We start from the raw sequence: 17,129 nt of genomic DNA, 5'->3' as shown, positions 1-17,129 counted from the left end.
GGCGCTGGAGCTGGATTCATAAAAAAGGGTGTCAGGCACAATGTGAAAATTTCACATGGTGCCTGACACCCAATGGTTTTATGGTTTTATGGTTTTACGATTTTAATGCATTGTCTAAGTCCTCAATGAGGTCTTCTGCGTCTTCTAAGCCCACGGAGATTCTTACGAGGCCATCTGTGATACCCAGTTCTGCTCTGCGTTCTGCAGGAATTGATGCATGGGTCATTCTTGCTGGTACTGAAATCAAGCTTTCTACCGCTCCAAGGCTTTCTGCTAATGTAAAGTATTTCACCTTACTAAGTAATTTGTCAGCGTTCTCGGCACTTCCAACATCAAATGAAACCATCCCACCAAAACCTCTTGTTTGCTTTTTAGCGATTTGATGATTTGGATGTGATTCAAGTCCAGGGTAATAAACTTTTTTCACATTCCCGTGTCCTTGTAGAAATTCTACAATAGCTTTTGTATTGGCTTCCATCTCTTCCAAGCGAACCCCTAAAGTACGAATCCCCCGAATTAACAAATAGGAATCTTGCGGACCTAAGATTCCTCCTGTTGAATTTTGCACAAAATGGAGATCTTCCGCGAGCTTTTCACTGTTAACAACTGCTAAACCTGCTACAACATCGCTGTGCCCGCCAAGGTACTTGGTGGCACTATGCACAACAATATCTGCACCAAGTTCGATTGGATTTTGCCAATATGGTGTCGAAAATGTATTATCGACGATGGTTAACAGATTATGTTCTTTAGCAAGCTTCGCTACTGCCTCAATATCAGTAATCTTCAAAAGCGGGTTGGTAGGTGTCTCCAAATGGATCGCTCTCGTATTTGGTTTAATTGCACTTAAAATATTTTCGGCTTTACTTGTATCAACAAACGTAGAGTCAATTCCTAATCGATTCAAGACTTTAGTCATAACACGAAAAGAGCCGCCATAAACATCATCTGTTAAAATGACATGATCACCACTGTTAAACAGCATCATTACTGCTGTCATGGCCGCCATCCCAGAGCCAAAAGCAAATCCTGCCTTGCCTCCTTCAAGTTCCTTTATTAATTCCTCAAGAGCAAATCTTGTTGGATTTCCGGTACGAGAATATTCATAACCCTTATGTCCACCCACACCTTCTTGCTTATACGTACTCACTTGATAAATGGGAAAGGTAACCGCCCCAGTTGCAGGGTCATTACTTATTCCGCCATGAATCAATTGTGTTTTCCTTTTCAATCTAAATACCTCCTTCGAAAATTTTCTTACTTAAATAACGTTCACTACCGTCAGGGAAGATAACCACAATATTTGTGCCAGGCTCCGCCGCCTCCGCCTCTTTCAATGCAGCATGAAAGGCTGCACCTGAAGAACTGCCCACCAGTAAGCCTTCTTTCATAGCTAATTCCTTTACCAAGGCAAAAGAGGCTTGATCCGGAACCGTATGAATCGCATCAAAGTAATCTGGATCCATATAGCCAGGCAAAAATTCCATTCCAATCCCTTCGGTTTTATGAGGACCTGATTCTCCGCCGTTTAGGATCGATCCCTCTGGTTCAACAATGACCGTTTTAACGGCTTTGTTTTGATCTTTTAAGTACCGTGACGTTCCCATAAATGTTCCGCCAGTGCCTGCTCCCGCAACAAAGATATCAATTTGACCGTCCATTTGATCCCAAAGTTCCGGTCCAAGAGTTTTATAATAGGTTTCAGGGTTCGCAGGGTTACCAAATTGCTGCGGACAATACGAACAAGGTATTTCCTTCAGAAGCTGCTCAGCCTTGGCAATTGCCCCTTTCATCCCTTGCTCAGTTGGGGTATGAACAATTTTAGCCCCTAGCGCTTTCATTAAGTCTTGCTTCTCCATGCTAAACTTTTCAGGAACACATAGTATCACCTGTATTCCCTTGTTAATAGCCGCAAGCGCTAAGCCAATTCCGGTATTTCCGGCCGTTGGTTCAATCACGGTTCCACCGGTCTGCAATTTTCCAGAAGTAAATGCTTCCTGTAATAGCTCGATACCGAGGCGGTCTTTTACACTGCCGCCTGGATTCATAAATTCTAGCTTTGCAAAAATACGAACTCCTTCAGGCAAAGGAAATTGTGAAATTTCAACAATCGGTGTATGCCCGATAAGTTCATGAACATTTTTGTAAACCTTCATGTTTTCACCTCTACTATCGTAAAGCTGCCACCATTTTCATTACAAGAGTTGCAGAATTGGTCGCCGCTTTATCAATAAATTGATCAAACGAAAGTTCGGATTCTTTTCCAGCAATATCTGAAAGCGAGCGAATAATTACGAAAGGAACACCAAATCGATGGGCCACTTGCGCAATCGCAGCCGCTTCCATTTCAACAGCTTGCAAGTCATTAAATTTAGAACGGACAAAATCAACTCGGACGGGGTCTTCCATAAATGAGTCACCAGTGACAATTAAGCCCTTAACGATTTGGAAATTATCAAGCTCTTGTGCTGCAGTTTCAGCGACTGTAATTAATTTTTCATCAGCCAAAAATGCAGCAGGCAGCTGTGGTACTTGACCATATTCATATCCAAATGCCGTTACATCGACATCATGGTGTCGGACCTCTGTCGAAATAACCGCATCTCCAACATTAAGTGATGGGTTAAATCCACCTGCAGAACCTGTGTTAATGATGCAATCAGGCTTATATTTTTCTAGCAGGATAGTTGTAGACATAGCTGCATTTACTTTTCCAATGCCAGAGCGAAGCAAGATGACATCTGCCCCATGCATTTGTCCAAAAGTAAACTCACATCCTGCGACGGTTTCTTGTGTTTGATTGCCGATATTGTCTCTAAGTAAGGTAACTTCTTCTTCCATTGCTCCGATAATTGCGATTTTCATACTTGGACCTCTTTCTCATTTTTTTACGCCTTTTATAGCTCTATGCTTTGTTTAAAGGCCGTAACGTTTCTGCTTATAATCTTCCTCGGATTCATTCATCGTATCCGCAAACACTATTCTACCGTTTTTGAAAAAAGCATGCTAATAAAACAGCAAGTACTTCTCCTATTTTTCCCGCGATTGAAACTTAACACCAATCCTATAAGTATAATATGGGTTAGTGAAAAACCTGTTCCCAACTAATTATATTTACCAGGTTCTTCACAATTTCGTTGTGCGAATTCGTGGAAAAAGTTAAAATACAAACAGTAGGAAGGTGATCTTATGAATTTTCAATTTGAACTTATTGAGGATAAAGTGGAATTTTTTGAGGCAAATAATTTAAAAACCTTACAAAAAAAGATTGAATCTCAAATTGACGAAAATCGGGCAATTTTACTTTCTGTTCATTCCGTTTCCCACCAAATGCATGTTAGTGAAAATGGTCAAACATATTTTACTGCCGTTGTCCATTTTAAAAAGAAATAAAAAAACCTCTCGGATATTTTAAGAGGTTTTTTACTATCTATTTTTACTGGCCATTCCCAGATAGATCTTCTACCTTGGTAGGTTTCCAACCTTGGCCATCCACCCACTGAAGGTAGACATTGTACTTCTGCTTATTATCTTTTGAAGCGACTGTGCTAAACGAGCCATTTGTGGTAGATTTATCTCTTCCAAGCCAATATACTGTCATGTTGGATTGGTCTAAGCCAGTGGCATAGGAAATGGCATTCAACATTTCTTGCCAGTCCGCGGAAGATTTATCATAATTAGCGATATGCTCGCCTGTTTGAGTTGTACCAACAGGCTGCCATGATGGATCTTCAGTCTCCCTTACTCCATTCCCATCATCCTCTGTTACCACTTCCTGTGATTCATCAGCTTCCTCGGAAGCTGACGCATCTTCTGTAGCAGCAGAATCATCCGTTGTTGAAGTCTCTTCACTTAGTTCGTCTTCTTCAGCCGCAGGATCAGTAACACTGTCGTCCTCAGTTGATGTGACATCTTCTGCCTCTGTTTGCTCCGTATCCTTTTGTACCGTTTCTTTTTGTTCTGTTTTAGTCGTTTCCTTTTTTGGTGAAGCATTATCATTGCCTGTTGCAAAAATATTGTATGCGACAAAAATTATGAGTAAGAGCACAACGACGATTAAACTATTTAAGACGATATTTGTCTTTTTTCTTTTTGCACGGTAACCTGAACGTGATTTAGAATTAATGTCATTAGTCAATATTATTCCCTCCTAAATAAAAATACAGAAGCTCCCTTTCAAAAACTGGAGCCAGACATATATAGACTCTCAATATTCTAACATGATTTTAAGAGAACTTGAAGGAAAAACCATTTCCTATTGCATTCCATGATCTTTTTGATACAGCATTTTTACCATCTCAGCAAATAACATATTTACGCCGCCCTCCGAATCGAGCACATCTAAATTCACAGTAACAAGGACATATTTTGGATGTTCGTAAGGGAAATAACCTGCAAACCATTTATTATGCAGCTGCATCCCCGCTTGGAATTTTCCAGTCTCTGCCGTCCCGGATTTCCCTGCGACCTCGTAGGGCAAGTCCTTAAACCATCTTCCCGTTCCGTTTGGGTTTACTACAACTTCACGCAGTAATCTCTGAAGTTTCATTGCGGTATAAGGGGAGATGTTCTCACCTTTTAGGTTTTTCTTAGGGAAATCAGCCATTGTCGTCCCGTTCTTATACTCAATTTTTGAGACGGTTCTTACCATTTCCTTTTCTCCACCTCTTGCGATTGTTGCCATCATATTAGCGACAGCTAGAGGAGTTGCCCGTACCTCATGCTGTCCAATGCCAGACATGGCAGCGATATTTGCATCCTTTCTTGCATCATCCGATAGAAACACTCTTCCTCTGTCTTCATCAGCCATTTGCTTAAAATCATTTGTATGAAAAATATCACCATGCCAGCCAACAGAACCTGTAAGTGACAGTTTTTCTGCATAATCTTCTAAAAGGTGTGGATTTATATTTTGCAATTCCTTTGCTAATTCTCCGAACGTCCGATTACAGCTTCTCGCAAAACTAGTGGTAAAATCCAACATTCCGTAATTATATCTTAGCTCTGGTTTACCATTGATTTTTTTACTACAATCAAACATTCGCTGCGCATTATCAAGATTATGATCAATTGCCGCCGCTGCAACAACCGTTTTGAAAACTGAACCCATGATCTGTTGTTTTAGCATCATATTTGTCATTCCTGCACCATTGTAGGGGTCATTTTTATTGATGGTTGGCCTTGATACAAGGGAAAGGATGCTATTATCCTCAATATTAAGGAGCACCAGGCCCCCTTTTTTAATTTGATATCGGTCTACTAGATTCTCCGCTTTTTGCTGTAGATCCTTATCCAAGGTTGTACGAACATTAACAGGATAAAACGGATTGGCAGGATCGACATATTTCACATTAATTCCAAACAGGGGTGCCCCTCCTCCATCGACATGATAAACCAGCTTAGACTTTCCTTCTGGAAGAAGGAATTCATCAAAGCTTTCTTCCAGCCCGGATACACCAATCAATGTTTTCTCCGCTAGTTCTTTATCCGGGTAACGCTTTTGTAATTCGGCTGCATTTTCCCCTGTAAGCCCAATCAGTTGTTCTGCCGGTACTTCCGATCGCTCAAACTTTTTCTCAATCGCAAATACTCCTGGAATTTTCAATGAATTGATTCTATCCCTTTGTGAAGTCGTAAGTTCTACTGGTTCAGGGTCACCATAAGCAAAAGGTTTTTTCGCTCCTTCTACAGCCATTTTAAGAACCTCCATAGGTATACCAGAGATGTCTGATACCCTTTCAGCATCCCAATCCATTTTTTTTAAAAATGGGAAAAGGACTAGAACGGACACTTTTTTATGCGTAAGCATGGTACCATTTCGGTCTAAAAAATTCCCTCTGCCATTATCAATAACTAGTTCCTGTGTTCGTTGTTTTACACTTTCTTCTAGTAAATTTACATTATGTTTCGAAAAACTCTCCGTCTCAATTAACTGAATTTGCATTAAACGTGCTAAAAGTAAAAGCAAACCGATTATAGAAATAATAAGCCATCCAATTGCTCGTTTTCGCCACATAAAAAAACACCTCGTCAAAAGTTTTGACGAGGTTTTCTTATTTCAATCAAATATTCATATGATAGACCAAAAATAGTTATAATTACGATTATTTAATGCTAACGATTCGGACGCTCATTTCTCCGCCAGGAGTTTGAACTGATACTTGATCGCCAACTTTTTTACCTAAAAGGCTTTTGGCAATTGGGGAATCATTTGAGATTTTCCCTTCAAATGGATCAGCCTCAGCGCTACCCACAATCGAATACGTTTCTTCATCGCCATCTGGAAGCTCAACAAATGTAACAGAACTACCTAATGTTACAGAGTCGCTTGCCATGGCAGCCTCTGCAATAATCTTGGCATTACGAATCATATTTTCTAATGTAGTAATTCGGCCTTCAACAAACGCCTGTTCTTCTTTCGCAGAATCATACTCAGAGTTTTCTGATAAATCACCAAAACTTCTCGCAATTTTAATTCTCTCCACCACTTCTTTACGTTTTACAGCTTTTAAATATTCAAGTTCTTGAATCAGTTTTTCTTTACCTGCTTGTGTCATCGGAAATACTTTTTCTGTAGCCAAAACCCTCACTCCTTCTAGTCCTTAAGAATTGTGTATGTACTTTATGTAAGTCTATGCCTATCAGCATAATAGATAGTAGCGCGTCCTCTTTTAAAAGGGCGCGCGACAGAAAATATTTTTTCAGTCTGAAATTTTATATTTAGACTATTCCTTGCTATTGTTTCATAAAAATGACTTTTGTTCAAGAATTGTTTGAATTTTTGTGACCATTAAATCAATCGCCACATGGTTATGGCCGCCTTCAGGGATAATAATATCTGCATATCGCTTGGTAGGTTCAATAAATTGATTATGCATCGGGCGAACAACATTTAAATATTGCTCAATAACGGAATCAAAGGTCCTTCCACGCTCACTAATATCACGAGTCAAACGGCGGATAATACGTAAATCTGCATCCGTATCTACGTACAATTTAATGTCCATTAAATTTCGGAGCCGTTCGTCTTCAAGGACTAAGATCCCCTCTAAAATGATAACATCTTTTGGTTCGACGGGGATGACCTTTTCCGAACGTGTATGAATTGAATAGTCATAAACAGGTTTTTCGATAATTTCATATCGTAAAAGTTTTTCGATATGTTCAATCAGTAAGTCATTATCAAAGGCAAGCGGGTGATCATAATTTGTTTTCAAACGCTCTTCAAATGGTAAATTACTCTGATCCTTATAATAATAATCCTGTTCTAGCACTAAAATGGAATGATCTTTCAACGTTTCATAAATGGATTTTGTCACACTGGTTTTTCCGGAGCCGGAGCCGCCGGTTACACCAATAACAACCGGTTTGCGCATCATGCTAGTTCTCCTTTCGCATCATGTTGTTAGGGTAGACCGGTTTGTTCAATTTAAATTGTACAATTTGAAGCGGATGTCTTGCTGCATCCAATTCATTACCTTTTTCATCCCATATTTTATCAATAACATGTGTAAAGTTTTGAATTTCAGGTCCAAAAAATTCCACTTCTTCACCTGGTTTAAAATGGTTGCGCTGCTGAAGCGTAACAATTTGTGTTTCTGGATTATAGTCTAAAACCAGACCTACAAATTCAAAATTTGTCTTCTTGCTATGATTACCAAACATTTGCTCTTTATACCCAGGAACACCTTCAAAAAATGCTGGTGCTGTTTCCCGATTGGCACACTTGTCGAGCTCTGTTAACCATTCCTTCTGTATGACGAAATTCTCAGGATCAGCGCAATAGGCATCGATTACTTTACGATATACACTAACGACTGTTGCAATATAGTGAATAGATTTCATTCGGCCTTCAATTTTTAAACTATCGATTCCAAGTTCAATCATTTGCGGGATTGCTTGAATTAAGTTAAGATCTTTCGGGCTCATTGCAAACGGAGCGTCCCCCTCTTCATAGAGAGCCACTTCTGTATTACTTCCTTCCAGTTGGTAAAGATCATAATCCCATCGGCATGATTGACAGCAGCCACCACGATTCGAATCTCTTGCAGTCATATGGTTGCTCAATGTACATCGGCCAGAATAAGCAATACACATTGCACCATGAATAAAGGTTTCAATTTCAATATCAACCTTTTCTTTCATTTCTTTAATTTCGTCAGCACTTACCTCACGTGCTAAAACGACTCGCTCTGCCCCGGCCTCTTTCCAAAATTGGGCCGCCTTCCAGTTAGAAAGTGATTGTTGTGTACTAATATGGATTTCAATTTCCGGCGCAAGACGACGGCAAGTTTCAATAATTAACGGGTCTGCGACAATAATTCCCGCAATCCCAGTTTCCTTCAAGCCTAAGATATATTCTTCTAATCCATCCAAATTTTCATTATGAGCAAAAATGTTTGTGGTTACATAGATCTTTGCTCCGTAGTTCTTAGCAAACTCTACACCCTCTTTCATTTCTTCGAAGGTAAAGTTGTCTGCATTTGAACGAAGTCCATACTCTTGACCGCCGATAAACACGGCATCAGCACCATAATGGACAGCAATTTTTAATTTTTCAAGATTTCCAGCTGGAGCAAGGAGTTCCGGCTTCTTAACAATGACACGTTTTCCATCGATAATTTCAGAAATTTTATCTTTAACTGTATTCATAGTTGAACCCCTCCTTAATAAACTGTCTCTTTGAAAAAGAATCCTGTATCTAATGAACGATTTTCTGGCTGAATTTCTTCAATTGCAGCTAATAGCTCGTCCTTTTTATCTTCATATGCGTCCGGATCTTCACTAAACAAATCAATTGCTTCACGGTAAGCCTTTGTTACTGCAAGAATATATTCAGAGCTTTTTAAGATTCCATCTATTTTAAACGAGTCTACACCCGCTTCTAACATCTCTTGCAGTTCATCAATGATACAAATATCATTTGGACTCATAATATGTGTTCCATTTTCGTCTTCAAAAATGGGATATTTATTTTCACGCTCTTTATCATGAAGAAACATATTCTTTTCCATTTTGCGGTTTTCGACTTCCAATACCTTCCCTTGGTACTCATAATAATTTCCCAGCAAGGAGCGTTTCGATTGGAACATGCAACTCATCCCATGAACTTGGACTTCGATTTCCACTTCCGCATTTTCTTTTGTTTCCACAATGGCGTCCATATTTATTTCTCTTGCAAGGACAGCTCTTTTCGCACCTTTAGTTCCCCAATAGTTGCAAGTAAACCAGTTTGTACCAGTGGTTTCCGTACTCCAATGAAGTTTCATGTCAGGAGCAACCTCTCTGACGGTCATTAAAACGGCCGGATCACCGAAAATAATCGCATCAGCCTTTGCATCTGACACAAATTTAATGTAATCATTTAATTCATCAATCTTTTCATTATGAAAAATCGCATTCATGGCCACATAGACTTTTTTATCTTTTGAATGAGCAAGTTCAATTGCTTTTAGAACATCTTCACGGGTAAATTCACCAGCCAGCCGCAGTCCATATCGTTGTTCACCAATCACAAACGCATCTGCACCTGCTTCAATTAATGGCAAGATATCATCAACTGTTAACGGAGTTACAAGTAATTCCGGTTTTTTCATTTACTCTCACCTCTTTTTTTACTTATCGCAACCCCATCCCCTACGGGTAGAATGACCGAATGATAACCGGGATGGTTCATTAACCAGTGGTTAAATTCATCAATTTTTTTGACAAGATTACGGATTCTTTTTGTTTCAATTTCTGGTTCAGCGACCAGTCCTTTAAATAAAACATTGTCAGTAATGATCATTCCATCATCACTTAAATATTTAGAGTACATCTCGAAGAACTTTTTATATTGACCTTTCGCTGCATCAATAAAAATGGCGTCAAATGAGGCATGTTCTTTCACAGCATCCTCAACTTCTAGTGCATCACCTTTGATCAAAGTAATTTGATTACGATGTTCCGAACGTTTTATAAATTCTTCTGCCAATTGCAGCCGTTCCACATCACGTTCGATTGTAACTATATGGGCTTTTGGCAGCGCATCAGCCATTCGTAAGGCAGAATAACCGATAGCTGTGCCTACCTCAAGGATTCTTTCCGAACGGTGTATTCGTAATAATTGAAGCATGGTTTCTATACCCGAGAGTTCCATAATAGGAACATTATGAACACTTGCATAGTTTTCCATTTCGGTTAATAACGGATTTCGTTCTGAAATAAGACCATCTATATAAGAATGCAGCTTTTCATTTAACAAGCTGCCCTCACCTCTATCCTTAAATAAGAATTGCACAATGGGTAGCAATTCTCTAAGTAAAATACTTTTATTATCTCTATCCATAATGCTCTTTAGACATGAAAAAATAGCGTTCACAGTAATCTTAAGCATTTAACGGTAAATATCCGCCATCATGCGTTCCAAGCAGTTGCTGCTTAGGAGACCTTTACTGTGAGTTACGCTATGGATCCTTTATTTAAAACACTTGAACTATTTTATCATAAATCAGTCATAAATATCAATACAAAAACGAGGGAAAACGATCGTTTCCCTCGTTGCATCCATTATTTTTTACTAGTAATATGTTTTGCTTTTTCAATATTATGTTCTTCGAGTGTTTTTGTAAAAATAACATCACCGTCAGCTGTTGCTATGAAGTAATAATAATCTGTTTCCGCAGGATCAAGTGATGCTTCAATCGAAGACTTTCCTGCATTGGCAATTGGACCAGGAGGTAAACCAGTATTCTGATAGGTGTTATAGGGAGAATCGACTTCTAGATCCTTATATAATACCCTTGCCTTGTGTTTCCCTTGTGCATAGAGAACGGTTGGATCTGTTTGGAGCATCATACCCTTTTTTATACGATTATAAAAAACACTTGCAATTGTCTTGCGGTCTGCCTTTTCGGTTGCTTCCTCTTCGACTAAGGAGGCCATTGTCAAAAGTTGATGAACAGAAAGCTTTTTCTTCTTACTTTGTTCCGCATAATCAGATAATACTGTCCGCGTTTTCGTAAGCATGGCAGCAACCATTTCCTCTACTGACGGGTTATTTTTGTAAAACGGATAGGTTGCAGGGTATAAATACCCCTCAAGAGGATATTTCACTGAAGAATTTAAGATCTCTTCTGTTAAGATATCAGGATATTTTGCCATCAATGTTTTAATAAATTCCTGATCGTTCAATTTATTAAAAACATCAGTTTCCTTCTGTTTAGTAGCTTTCGCCATTATCGCAGCAATTTCTTTTAGTTGTTTTCCTTCAGGTATCGTAATTTTGAAGCTGGCTTGTGCCAGTACTTTTCCCGTCTTAAGGCGATTGACGATTTCAGGGACATCCATAGACGGACTTAGTTGATATTCGCCAGCCATAAACCCGCCTTCATTTTTTAACTTCACATAATATTTGAACACTTTAGCACTCTTTATAATGCCATTTGATTCTAATGTTTCACCAATACCAGTTACTGATGAACCCAACGGAATATCAACCTGTTTAAACTTTTTACTACCTGCGTCAATAGGTTTAAGTGCTGATTCTATGTACAAATATCCTCCACCACTAATTAAGAGTATAAATAATAGCAATAAAATGGAAATAATCAAAACTATCTTTCTGACAACTTTTGCTTCTTTTTGATGTTCTAACATTTTTTTACGAATAACTTCTTTTTTGTCTGTTGTCATTTGACTCCCCTTTCCTTTGACTCATAGAACGGCGCACTAAAAAATAGACCATCTTAATTATTTCAGCATATAGTAAGAAAAATGTCAATTTAACAATAAACTTGTCGGATTTTAAAACGTCCTCCATAAAAAAAACCGGCCATGTGAAATGGCCGGTTTTTCTCTTTTCTATTCTTCGTCTTCTTGGTCTTCGTTGAAGGTATTGAAAACTTCTTCAACCATGTCCCATTCTTCATCCGTTTCAATTTGCATTAACGGACCATATCCGCCGTCTTCTGTTGGAATGTAGGCATAAACATGAATGTCGACATCCTCTTCATCATCATCAAAAGATCCTACTGGATAAAAGAATACATAGGATTTTTCGAATTCATCAGAATCAAAAGTAAAAAGTACCTCATGTAATTGTTCATTACCATTTTCGTCTACTAAGGTAATATATTGTTCTTCTTCATGTTCGTGATCGTGTTCGTTTACCATTTCTTCACCTCATTAATTTTTACTATCTAGATAGCCTTGCAGGATCATTACCGCTGCCATCTTATCGATAACTTTCTTCCGTTTTTTTCGACTTACGTCGGCTTCAAGTAACACGCGCTCCGCTGCCATTGTTGTAAGACGCTCGTCCCAAAGAATGGTTTGAACTGCAAATTGCTTTTCAATTTCAGTGGCATATTGCATACTCGCTTCTGCACGTGGTCCGATGGTCCCGTTCATATTTTTAGGCAGACCGATGACAACCTTCTCTACTTGATACTCTTTTATTAATTGACCAATTTCCTCAAAACCAAACTCATTTCTTTCTTCATTGATTTTGAGAGTGGTGAGGCCCTGGGCAGTCCAGCCAAATTCATCGCTTAACGCAACACCGACTGTCTTCGTGCCTACATCTAAACCCAATACGCGCATTATTAACCCTCTCGCTGCTGTTTAAGATAGGATTTTACTAATTCCTCAATAATTTCATCACGTTCAAGCTTGCGAATTATATTGCGGGCATCACGATGACGTGGAATATAGGCAGGATCTCCTGATAATAGATAACCAACAATTTGGTTGATCGGGTTATAGCCTTTTTCCTGCAAAGCTTCATACACTTGATTAAGAACATCATTGATATCATGTTCAAATGGTTCTTCAGGAAAATTGAATCGCATCGTTTTGTCAAATGAGCTCATTGCATGCACCTCGCTTTTTATTTGAGGAAAATTATTCTAGTAATTTTTATTTTACACTACTTTATTTTAATATCAAATGGATTTTACCCATTCCTCTACGAATTGAAGCGCTGCATCAAGCTTTTCTGGGTCTTTGCCGCCAGCTTGAGCCATGTCAGGACGACCACCGCCGCCACCGCCGCAGCGTGAAGCAACTTCTTTGATTAACTTACCTGCATGGTAACCTTTTTCAATAAGATCCTTCGTTACCGCCGCAATTAAGTTCACCTTTCCTTCTTGTGCACTTCCCAAAACAATCACAACAGAGCCTAGCTTTTGCTTTAAATCATCCGCCATATTTCTGAGGTTGTTCATATCTGCACCTTGAACATTTGCCGTTAATACGGTTACCCCATCAATTTCTTTTGCTTTTGATACGAGGTTTCCAGCTTCAATATTTCCAAGCTTGGTTGCAAGAGATTCGTTTTCTCTTTGAAGTTGTTTGATTTCAAGCATCAAACTATCAATTCGGTTAACGATATCTTTTGGATTGGTTTTAAGTTTCTCAGCTGCATCCTTTAACAAACCAACCTGTTCATTTAGTGACTTGTATGCCGATTCACCGGTTACTGCTTCAATCCTTCTGGTTCCAGCACCAATTCCACCCTCAGAAACAATCTTAAATAATCCAATTACAGAAGTATTTGGCACATGGCATCCTCCGCAAAGCTCAAGGCTATAATCTCCCACTCTTACTACACGGACAATATCACCATATTTTTCGCCAAAAAGAGCCATCGCTCCCATTGCTTTTGCTTCAGCAATCGGTTTTAAACTGATGTCCAGTTCGATATTTCTCCAGATCTTTTCATTGACGATTTGTTCAACCTGTTCAAGTTCTTCTGGCTTAATTTGACCGAAATGTGAAAAGTCAAAGCGGAGACGATCTGGTTCTACAAGGGAACCAGCTTGATTAACATGCTCGCCAAGAACGTCTTTTAAGGCTTGGTGTAACAAATGTGTCGCTGTATGGTTTTTAATAATCTTGACACGATTTTCGGCATCCACTTCAGCTCTCACCTTGTCATTCGTTCTTAAAGTTCCAGCTGTAACCATGACTTGGTGAAGGTTTTGACCATTCGGTGCTTTTTGTACGTCCTTAACAGCAACGCTGCTGCCTTCACCTTCGATCACCCCACGGTCCGCAATTTGCCCGCCGCTCTCGGCATAGAATGGTGTCACATCAAGAATTAATTGTACTTCCTCTCCACTTGCAGCACTGTCAACAAGTTCACCATTTTTAATAATTGCCGCCACAGTTGAATTTGTTTTGAGTTCATCGTAGCCAACAAATTTGCTTTCGACCTTTACATCACGAAGGACTCCACCTTGTACCTGCATCGAATCAACATCTTGTCTTGCTGCCCGTGCACGTTCACGCTGCTGCTCCATTTCGACCTCGAAGCCGGCATGGTCTACCCTCATACCCTCTTCCTCTGCATATTCCTCTGTTAATTCAACAGGGAATCCATAGGTATCGTAAAGTCGGAAAATATCAGCACCTGTGATGGTATCACTGCCTTTTTCTTTTTCCTTCTTAATGACAGTAGCCAAAATCGCTAAGCCTTCATGAAGGGTCTCATGGAAGCGTTCTTCTTCACTTTTGATTACCTTTTGAATGAAATCTGTTTTATCCTTCACTTCTGGATAAAAATCATCCATAATCTCACCCACAACTGGTACAAGTTCATACATGAATGGACGATTAATATTAATTTGTTTTGCATACCGAACGGCTCTGCGCAGCAGACGGCGGAGCACATAGCCACGACCTTCGTTTGATGGGAGTGCCCCATCGCCGACAGCAAAGGCTACGGTACGAATGTGGTCAGCAATTACCTTGAACGCTACATCGGTTTCTTTGTTCTCACCGTATTTTTCACCAGAAATCTCTTCTGTTGCCCGAATAATTGGGATAAATAAATCTGTATCGAAGTTAGTAGGGACGTTTTGAACCACTGAAGCCATTCTTTCTAATCCCATCCCGGTATCAATATTTTTCTTTGGCAGCGGTGTATAGGTGCCATCAGGATTATGATTAAATTGTGAAAACACTAGATTCCAGACTTCAAGATATCGGTCATTTTCACCGCCGGGATAAAGCTCAGGGTCTGATGGGTCATTTCCATACTCTGGACCACGGTCATAAAAGATTTCAGTATTCGGGCCGCTTGGACCTTCACCAATATCCCAGAAATTCCCTTCCAAACGAATAATACGTTCTTCAGGCAGACCAATGGTGTTACGCCAGATGTCATACGCCTCATTGTCCTCAGGATGGATCGTAACTGATAACAATTCTGGATCCCAGCCAATCCATTTTTCAGATGTTAAGAACTCCCATGCCCATTCAATCGCTTCCACCTTAAAGTATTCACCAATGGAAAAGTTTCCGAGCATCTCAAAGAATGTATGGTGTCGAGCCGTTTTCCCAACATTCTCAATGTCATTGGTTCTGATTGATTTCTGTGCATTTGTAATTCTCGGATTTTCAGGGACAACTCGTCCATCAAAATATTTCTTAAGGGTTGCGACACCACTATTAATCCATAAAAGTGATGGATCATCATGTGGCACTAGTGATGCACTTGGTTCGATAGTGTGACCTTTTTCTTTACTAAAAAACTCTAAAAACATGGAACGAATTTGTGAACCTGTTAAATTCTTCATATGTAGTCCTCCTTTTTATAAATAAGCATACAAAAAAGCCCTCATCCCCAAAAAACAGGGACGAGAGCTTATCTCGCGGTACCACCCTGATTATGGATACAATAAACATATCCATCTCTCAAAAATCCCTTAACGCGGGCTTACGGCAGTGATTAGCTGCACTCCAGATTAGCTTTCTGTCGTCCTTCATCTAGAGCTTCTTTCAGCTAGGGAAGCTCCTCTCTTCTTCGCAAATGCGATACAGATGGTCTACAACATACTTTATCCTTCAACATTTTCTTACAATGATTCTATATCACGAATTATAGACACCCGAAAAAAGTTTGTCAAATCAATCTTTCCGCTTAAGTGGAAGGTTCTTTTGCATTCCTTCGGATAAAATGATTTTTCGCGTGAATAATGGCCACTTTGACCACAACAAGGACCGGGACGGCCAATATTAGTCCCAGAATCCCGCCGATTTCTCCCCCAGCTGTCAATGCAACCATAATAATTAAGGGGTGCATATGAAGACTTTTCCCAACAATCATAGGGGATAAAATGTTTCCTTCTAGAAATTGCAGACCAAACACGATAACTAATGTAATCAATACCAATTTTACGGATGATGTGGCAGCGATAATTACGGCTGGAACTGCCCCGATGATAGGTCCAAAATAGGGAATGACGTTTGTTATTCCAACTATTAAACCTAATATTAACGGGTATTTTAAATGGAACATCCAGAACAAAAGGGCAGAGACACTGCCTATAATGATACACACCAAGAGTTGGCCCCTTATATAGCTTCCAAGGGACTCATCCACATCTTTAAGGAATAGTGTTCCTTTTCTCCGCCATGGTTTAGGTGTTATATACCAAAGTGCCCGTTTTATTAATGGAAAATCCTTTAACATATAAAAGGCAATAAATGGAATGATCATCATAATTAATGCCGAATTAAGAAATTTTATTAATATATTGACGATGACCGTTAATAAGGAATCCAGTTTTTTTTCAAATGCATCAATGCCTTCATCCATCTTAGTTTGTAGACCATCTGGCCATTCTCGTGTGTGGGATTGAAGCATATTAATCCATTCTCTATATTGCTCTGCTAATACTGGTGCACTTTCAGAGAGATCTTTTATTTGGTCGATGATCGCGGGAACCCCTTTATAAACACAAATGCCGAGTCCGCCAAAAAATAGAATATAAATTAGAAAAATAGCAAGTCCTCGGTGAAGGCCCTTTTGATGTAATTTTTCCACAACCGGATGAAGCAAATAGGTAATAAATCCTCCAATTGCAAATGGAAGAATAATAATAGCAGCGACTCTTAGGATTGGCAGCCATACAAAGCGAATTTTCAGAAAAACATAAATGGCAATTAATAAAAGGAGTAAAAAACCGATGCGGTAATACCACTTCATTCGAATTTCCACGTTCCAAGCCTCCTTCAGATTAGTGTTAGAGACACTTGGTGGAATTATTCATAGAAAAGCGGAAGCGCCCGTTTAGCGGCGTATGGACTGGAGCACTCCAACTGAGATAAAGGAAACACGGAGAGCGTAGCGATTCGATGTTGAC

17 protein-coding genes and 1 other annotated feature are annotated in these 17,129 nt (G+C 39.4%); of the genes, 1 reads left to right on the top strand and 16 read right to left on the bottom strand.

Translation table 11 applies throughout. The features are described 5' to 3' along the window. Window positions 1-94 precede the first annotated feature (94 nt). From V7659_RS12995 to mtnN, 3 genes are read right to left on the bottom strand one after another with little or no spacing between them, the layout of a single operon-like run. Window positions 95-1,231: a bifunctional cystathionine gamma-lyase/homocysteine desulfhydrase gene (locus V7659_RS12995; protein ID WP_335540347.1), complete on the bottom strand. Its 1,137-nt coding sequence runs from the start codon at window positions 1,229-1,231 to the stop codon at window positions 95-97. A gap of 1 nt (window position 1,232) precedes the next feature. Then, window positions 1,233-2,156, bottom strand: coding sequence for a PLP-dependent cysteine synthase family protein (locus V7659_RS12990; protein ID WP_335540346.1), 924 nt, complete (start codon window positions 2,154-2,156; stop codon window positions 1,233-1,235). A 13-nt stretch (window positions 2,157-2,169) separates the two neighbouring features. Further along, window positions 2,170-2,865, bottom strand: coding sequence for a 5'-methylthioadenosine/S-adenosylhomocysteine nucleosidase (gene mtnN, locus V7659_RS12985; protein ID WP_335540345.1), 696 nt, complete (start codon window positions 2,863-2,865; stop codon window positions 2,170-2,172). 324 nt (window positions 2,866-3,189) lie between these two features. Here mtnN and V7659_RS12980 point away from each other — a divergent pair, with 324 nt between their 5' ends. Beyond that, complete coding sequence (locus tag V7659_RS12980) at window positions 3,190-3,393, top strand: DUF2536 family protein (protein WP_283875211.1); 204 nt, start codon at window positions 3,190-3,192, stop codon at window positions 3,391-3,393. Between the two features lie 43 nt (window positions 3,394-3,436). On the opposite strand, the gene V7659_RS12975 is transcribed toward V7659_RS12980, so the two are convergent. The 13 genes from V7659_RS12975 to V7659_RS12915 all read right to left on the bottom strand — a co-directional run bounded on the left by V7659_RS12975 (window position 3,437) and on the right by V7659_RS12915 (window position 16,984). After that, window positions 3,437-4,138, bottom strand: coding sequence for a YrrS family protein (locus V7659_RS12975; RefSeq protein WP_335540344.1), 702 nt, complete (start codon window positions 4,136-4,138; stop codon window positions 3,437-3,439). Between the two features lie 117 nt (window positions 4,139-4,255). After that, a complete protein-coding gene (locus tag V7659_RS12970; RefSeq protein WP_335540343.1) occupies window positions 4,256-6,016 on the bottom strand; it encodes a peptidoglycan D,D-transpeptidase FtsI family protein in 1,761 nt (586 codons plus the stop codon). A gap of 88 nt (window positions 6,017-6,104) precedes the next feature. Continuing rightward, window positions 6,105-6,581, bottom strand: a complete 477-nt coding sequence (greA, locus tag V7659_RS12965; protein ID WP_026563493.1) for a transcription elongation factor GreA — start codon at window positions 6,579-6,581, stop codon at window positions 6,105-6,107. Between the two features lie 162 nt (window positions 6,582-6,743). Then, window positions 6,744-7,379, bottom strand: a complete 636-nt coding sequence (gene udk / locus V7659_RS12960; RefSeq protein ID WP_335540342.1) for a uridine kinase — start codon at window positions 7,377-7,379, stop codon at window positions 6,744-6,746. 1 nt (window position 7,380) lies between these two features. Beyond that, a complete protein-coding gene (locus tag V7659_RS12955; protein ID WP_335540341.1) occupies window positions 7,381-8,652 on the bottom strand; it encodes a peptidase U32 family protein in 1,272 nt (423 codons plus the stop codon). A 14-nt stretch (window positions 8,653-8,666) separates the two neighbouring features. Beyond that, window positions 8,667-9,596: a peptidase U32 family protein gene (locus tag V7659_RS12950; RefSeq protein ID WP_335540340.1), complete on the bottom strand. Its 930-nt coding sequence runs from the start codon at window positions 9,594-9,596 to the stop codon at window positions 8,667-8,669. Beyond that, window positions 9,593-10,243, bottom strand: a complete 651-nt coding sequence (locus V7659_RS12945) for an O-methyltransferase (RefSeq protein WP_335540339.1) — start codon at window positions 10,241-10,243, stop codon at window positions 9,593-9,595. The genes V7659_RS12950 and V7659_RS12945 overlap by 4 nt, the downstream gene beginning before the upstream one ends. 305 nt (window positions 10,244-10,548) lie before the next feature. After that, the gene (gene mltG / locus V7659_RS12940; RefSeq protein ID WP_335540338.1) at window positions 10,549-11,673 is read right to left on the bottom strand and encodes an endolytic transglycosylase MltG; all 1,125 of its coding nucleotides are present in this window, start codon (window positions 11,671-11,673) and stop codon (window positions 10,549-10,551) included. Window positions 11,674-11,841: 168 nt separating this feature from the next. Continuing rightward, window positions 11,842-12,153 carry a DUF1292 domain-containing protein gene (locus V7659_RS12935; RefSeq protein ID WP_144547770.1) on the bottom strand — a complete coding sequence of 104 codons (312 nt, stop codon included), beginning with the start codon at window positions 12,151-12,153 and terminating at the stop codon, window positions 11,842-11,844. A 12-nt stretch (window positions 12,154-12,165) separates the two neighbouring features. Beyond that, window positions 12,166-12,582, bottom strand: coding sequence for a Holliday junction resolvase RuvX (gene ruvX / locus V7659_RS12930; protein ID WP_335540337.1), 417 nt, complete (start codon window positions 12,580-12,582; stop codon window positions 12,166-12,168). Between the two features lie 2 nt (window positions 12,583-12,584). Further along, window positions 12,585-12,851, bottom strand: a complete 267-nt coding sequence (locus tag V7659_RS12925) for an IreB family regulatory phosphoprotein (RefSeq protein WP_026563485.1) — start codon at window positions 12,849-12,851, stop codon at window positions 12,585-12,587. Between the two features lie 72 nt (window positions 12,852-12,923). Continuing rightward, the gene (gene alaS, locus V7659_RS12920; RefSeq protein ID WP_335540336.1) at window positions 12,924-15,560 is read right to left on the bottom strand and encodes an alanine--tRNA ligase; all 2,637 of its coding nucleotides are present in this window, start codon (window positions 15,558-15,560) and stop codon (window positions 12,924-12,926) included. Window positions 15,561-15,613: 53 nt separating this feature from the next. Then, window positions 15,614-15,841: a binding site (T-box leader), on the bottom strand. A 63-nt stretch (window positions 15,842-15,904) separates the two neighbouring features. Further along, a complete protein-coding gene (locus tag V7659_RS12915) occupies window positions 15,905-16,984 on the bottom strand; it encodes an AI-2E family transporter (RefSeq protein WP_335540335.1) in 1,080 nt (359 codons plus the stop codon). Window positions 16,985-17,129 lie beyond the last annotated feature (145 nt).

It is taken from the genome of Neobacillus drentensis (genome assembly GCF_036966985.1).
Taxonomy (GTDB): domain Bacteria; phylum Bacillota; class Bacilli; order Bacillales; family Cytobacillaceae; genus Neobacillus; species Neobacillus drentensis_E.
This window is presented reverse-complemented; position numbering and strand designations above follow the sequence as displayed.

Bases quoted from the DNA above. Each gene is read 5' to 3' on its own strand.
- V7659_RS12990 (WP_335540346.1), bottom strand. From the start codon at position 2,156: ATGAAGGTTTACAAAAATGTTCATGAACTTATCGGGCATACACCGATT.
- mtnN (WP_335540345.1), bottom strand. From the start codon at position 2,865: ATGAAAATCGCAATTATCGGAGCAATGGAAGAAGAAGTTACCTTACTT.
- V7659_RS12980 (WP_283875211.1), top strand. From the start codon at position 3,190: ATGAATTTTCAATTTGAACTTATTGAGGATAAAGTGGAATTTTTTGAG.
- V7659_RS12970 (WP_335540343.1), bottom strand. From the start codon at position 6,016: ATGTGGCGAAAACGAGCAATTGGATGGCTTATTATTTCTATAATCGGT.
- udk (WP_335540342.1), bottom strand. From the start codon at position 7,379: ATGATGCGCAAACCGGTTGTTATTGGTGTAACCGGCGGCTCCGGCTCC.
- V7659_RS12955 (WP_335540341.1), bottom strand. From the start codon at position 8,652: ATGAATACAGTTAAAGATAAAATTTCTGAAATTATCGATGGAAAACGT.
- V7659_RS12950 (WP_335540340.1), bottom strand. From the start codon at position 9,596: ATGAAAAAACCGGAATTACTTGTAACTCCGTTAACAGTTGATGATATC.
- mltG (WP_335540338.1), bottom strand. From the start codon at position 11,673: ATGACAACAGACAAAAAAGAAGTTATTCGTAAAAAAATGTTAGAACAT.
- V7659_RS12935 (WP_144547770.1), bottom strand. From the start codon at position 12,153: ATGGTAAACGAACACGATCACGAACATGAAGAAGAACAATATATTACC.
- ruvX (WP_335540337.1), bottom strand. From the start codon at position 12,582: ATGCGCGTATTGGGTTTAGATGTAGGCACGAAGACAGTCGGTGTTGCG.
- V7659_RS12925 (WP_026563485.1), bottom strand. From the start codon at position 12,851: ATGAGCTCATTTGACAAAACGATGCGATTCAATTTTCCTGAAGAACCA.
- alaS (WP_335540336.1), bottom strand. From the start codon at position 15,560: ATGAAGAATTTAACAGGTTCACAAATTCGTTCCATGTTTTTAGAGTTT.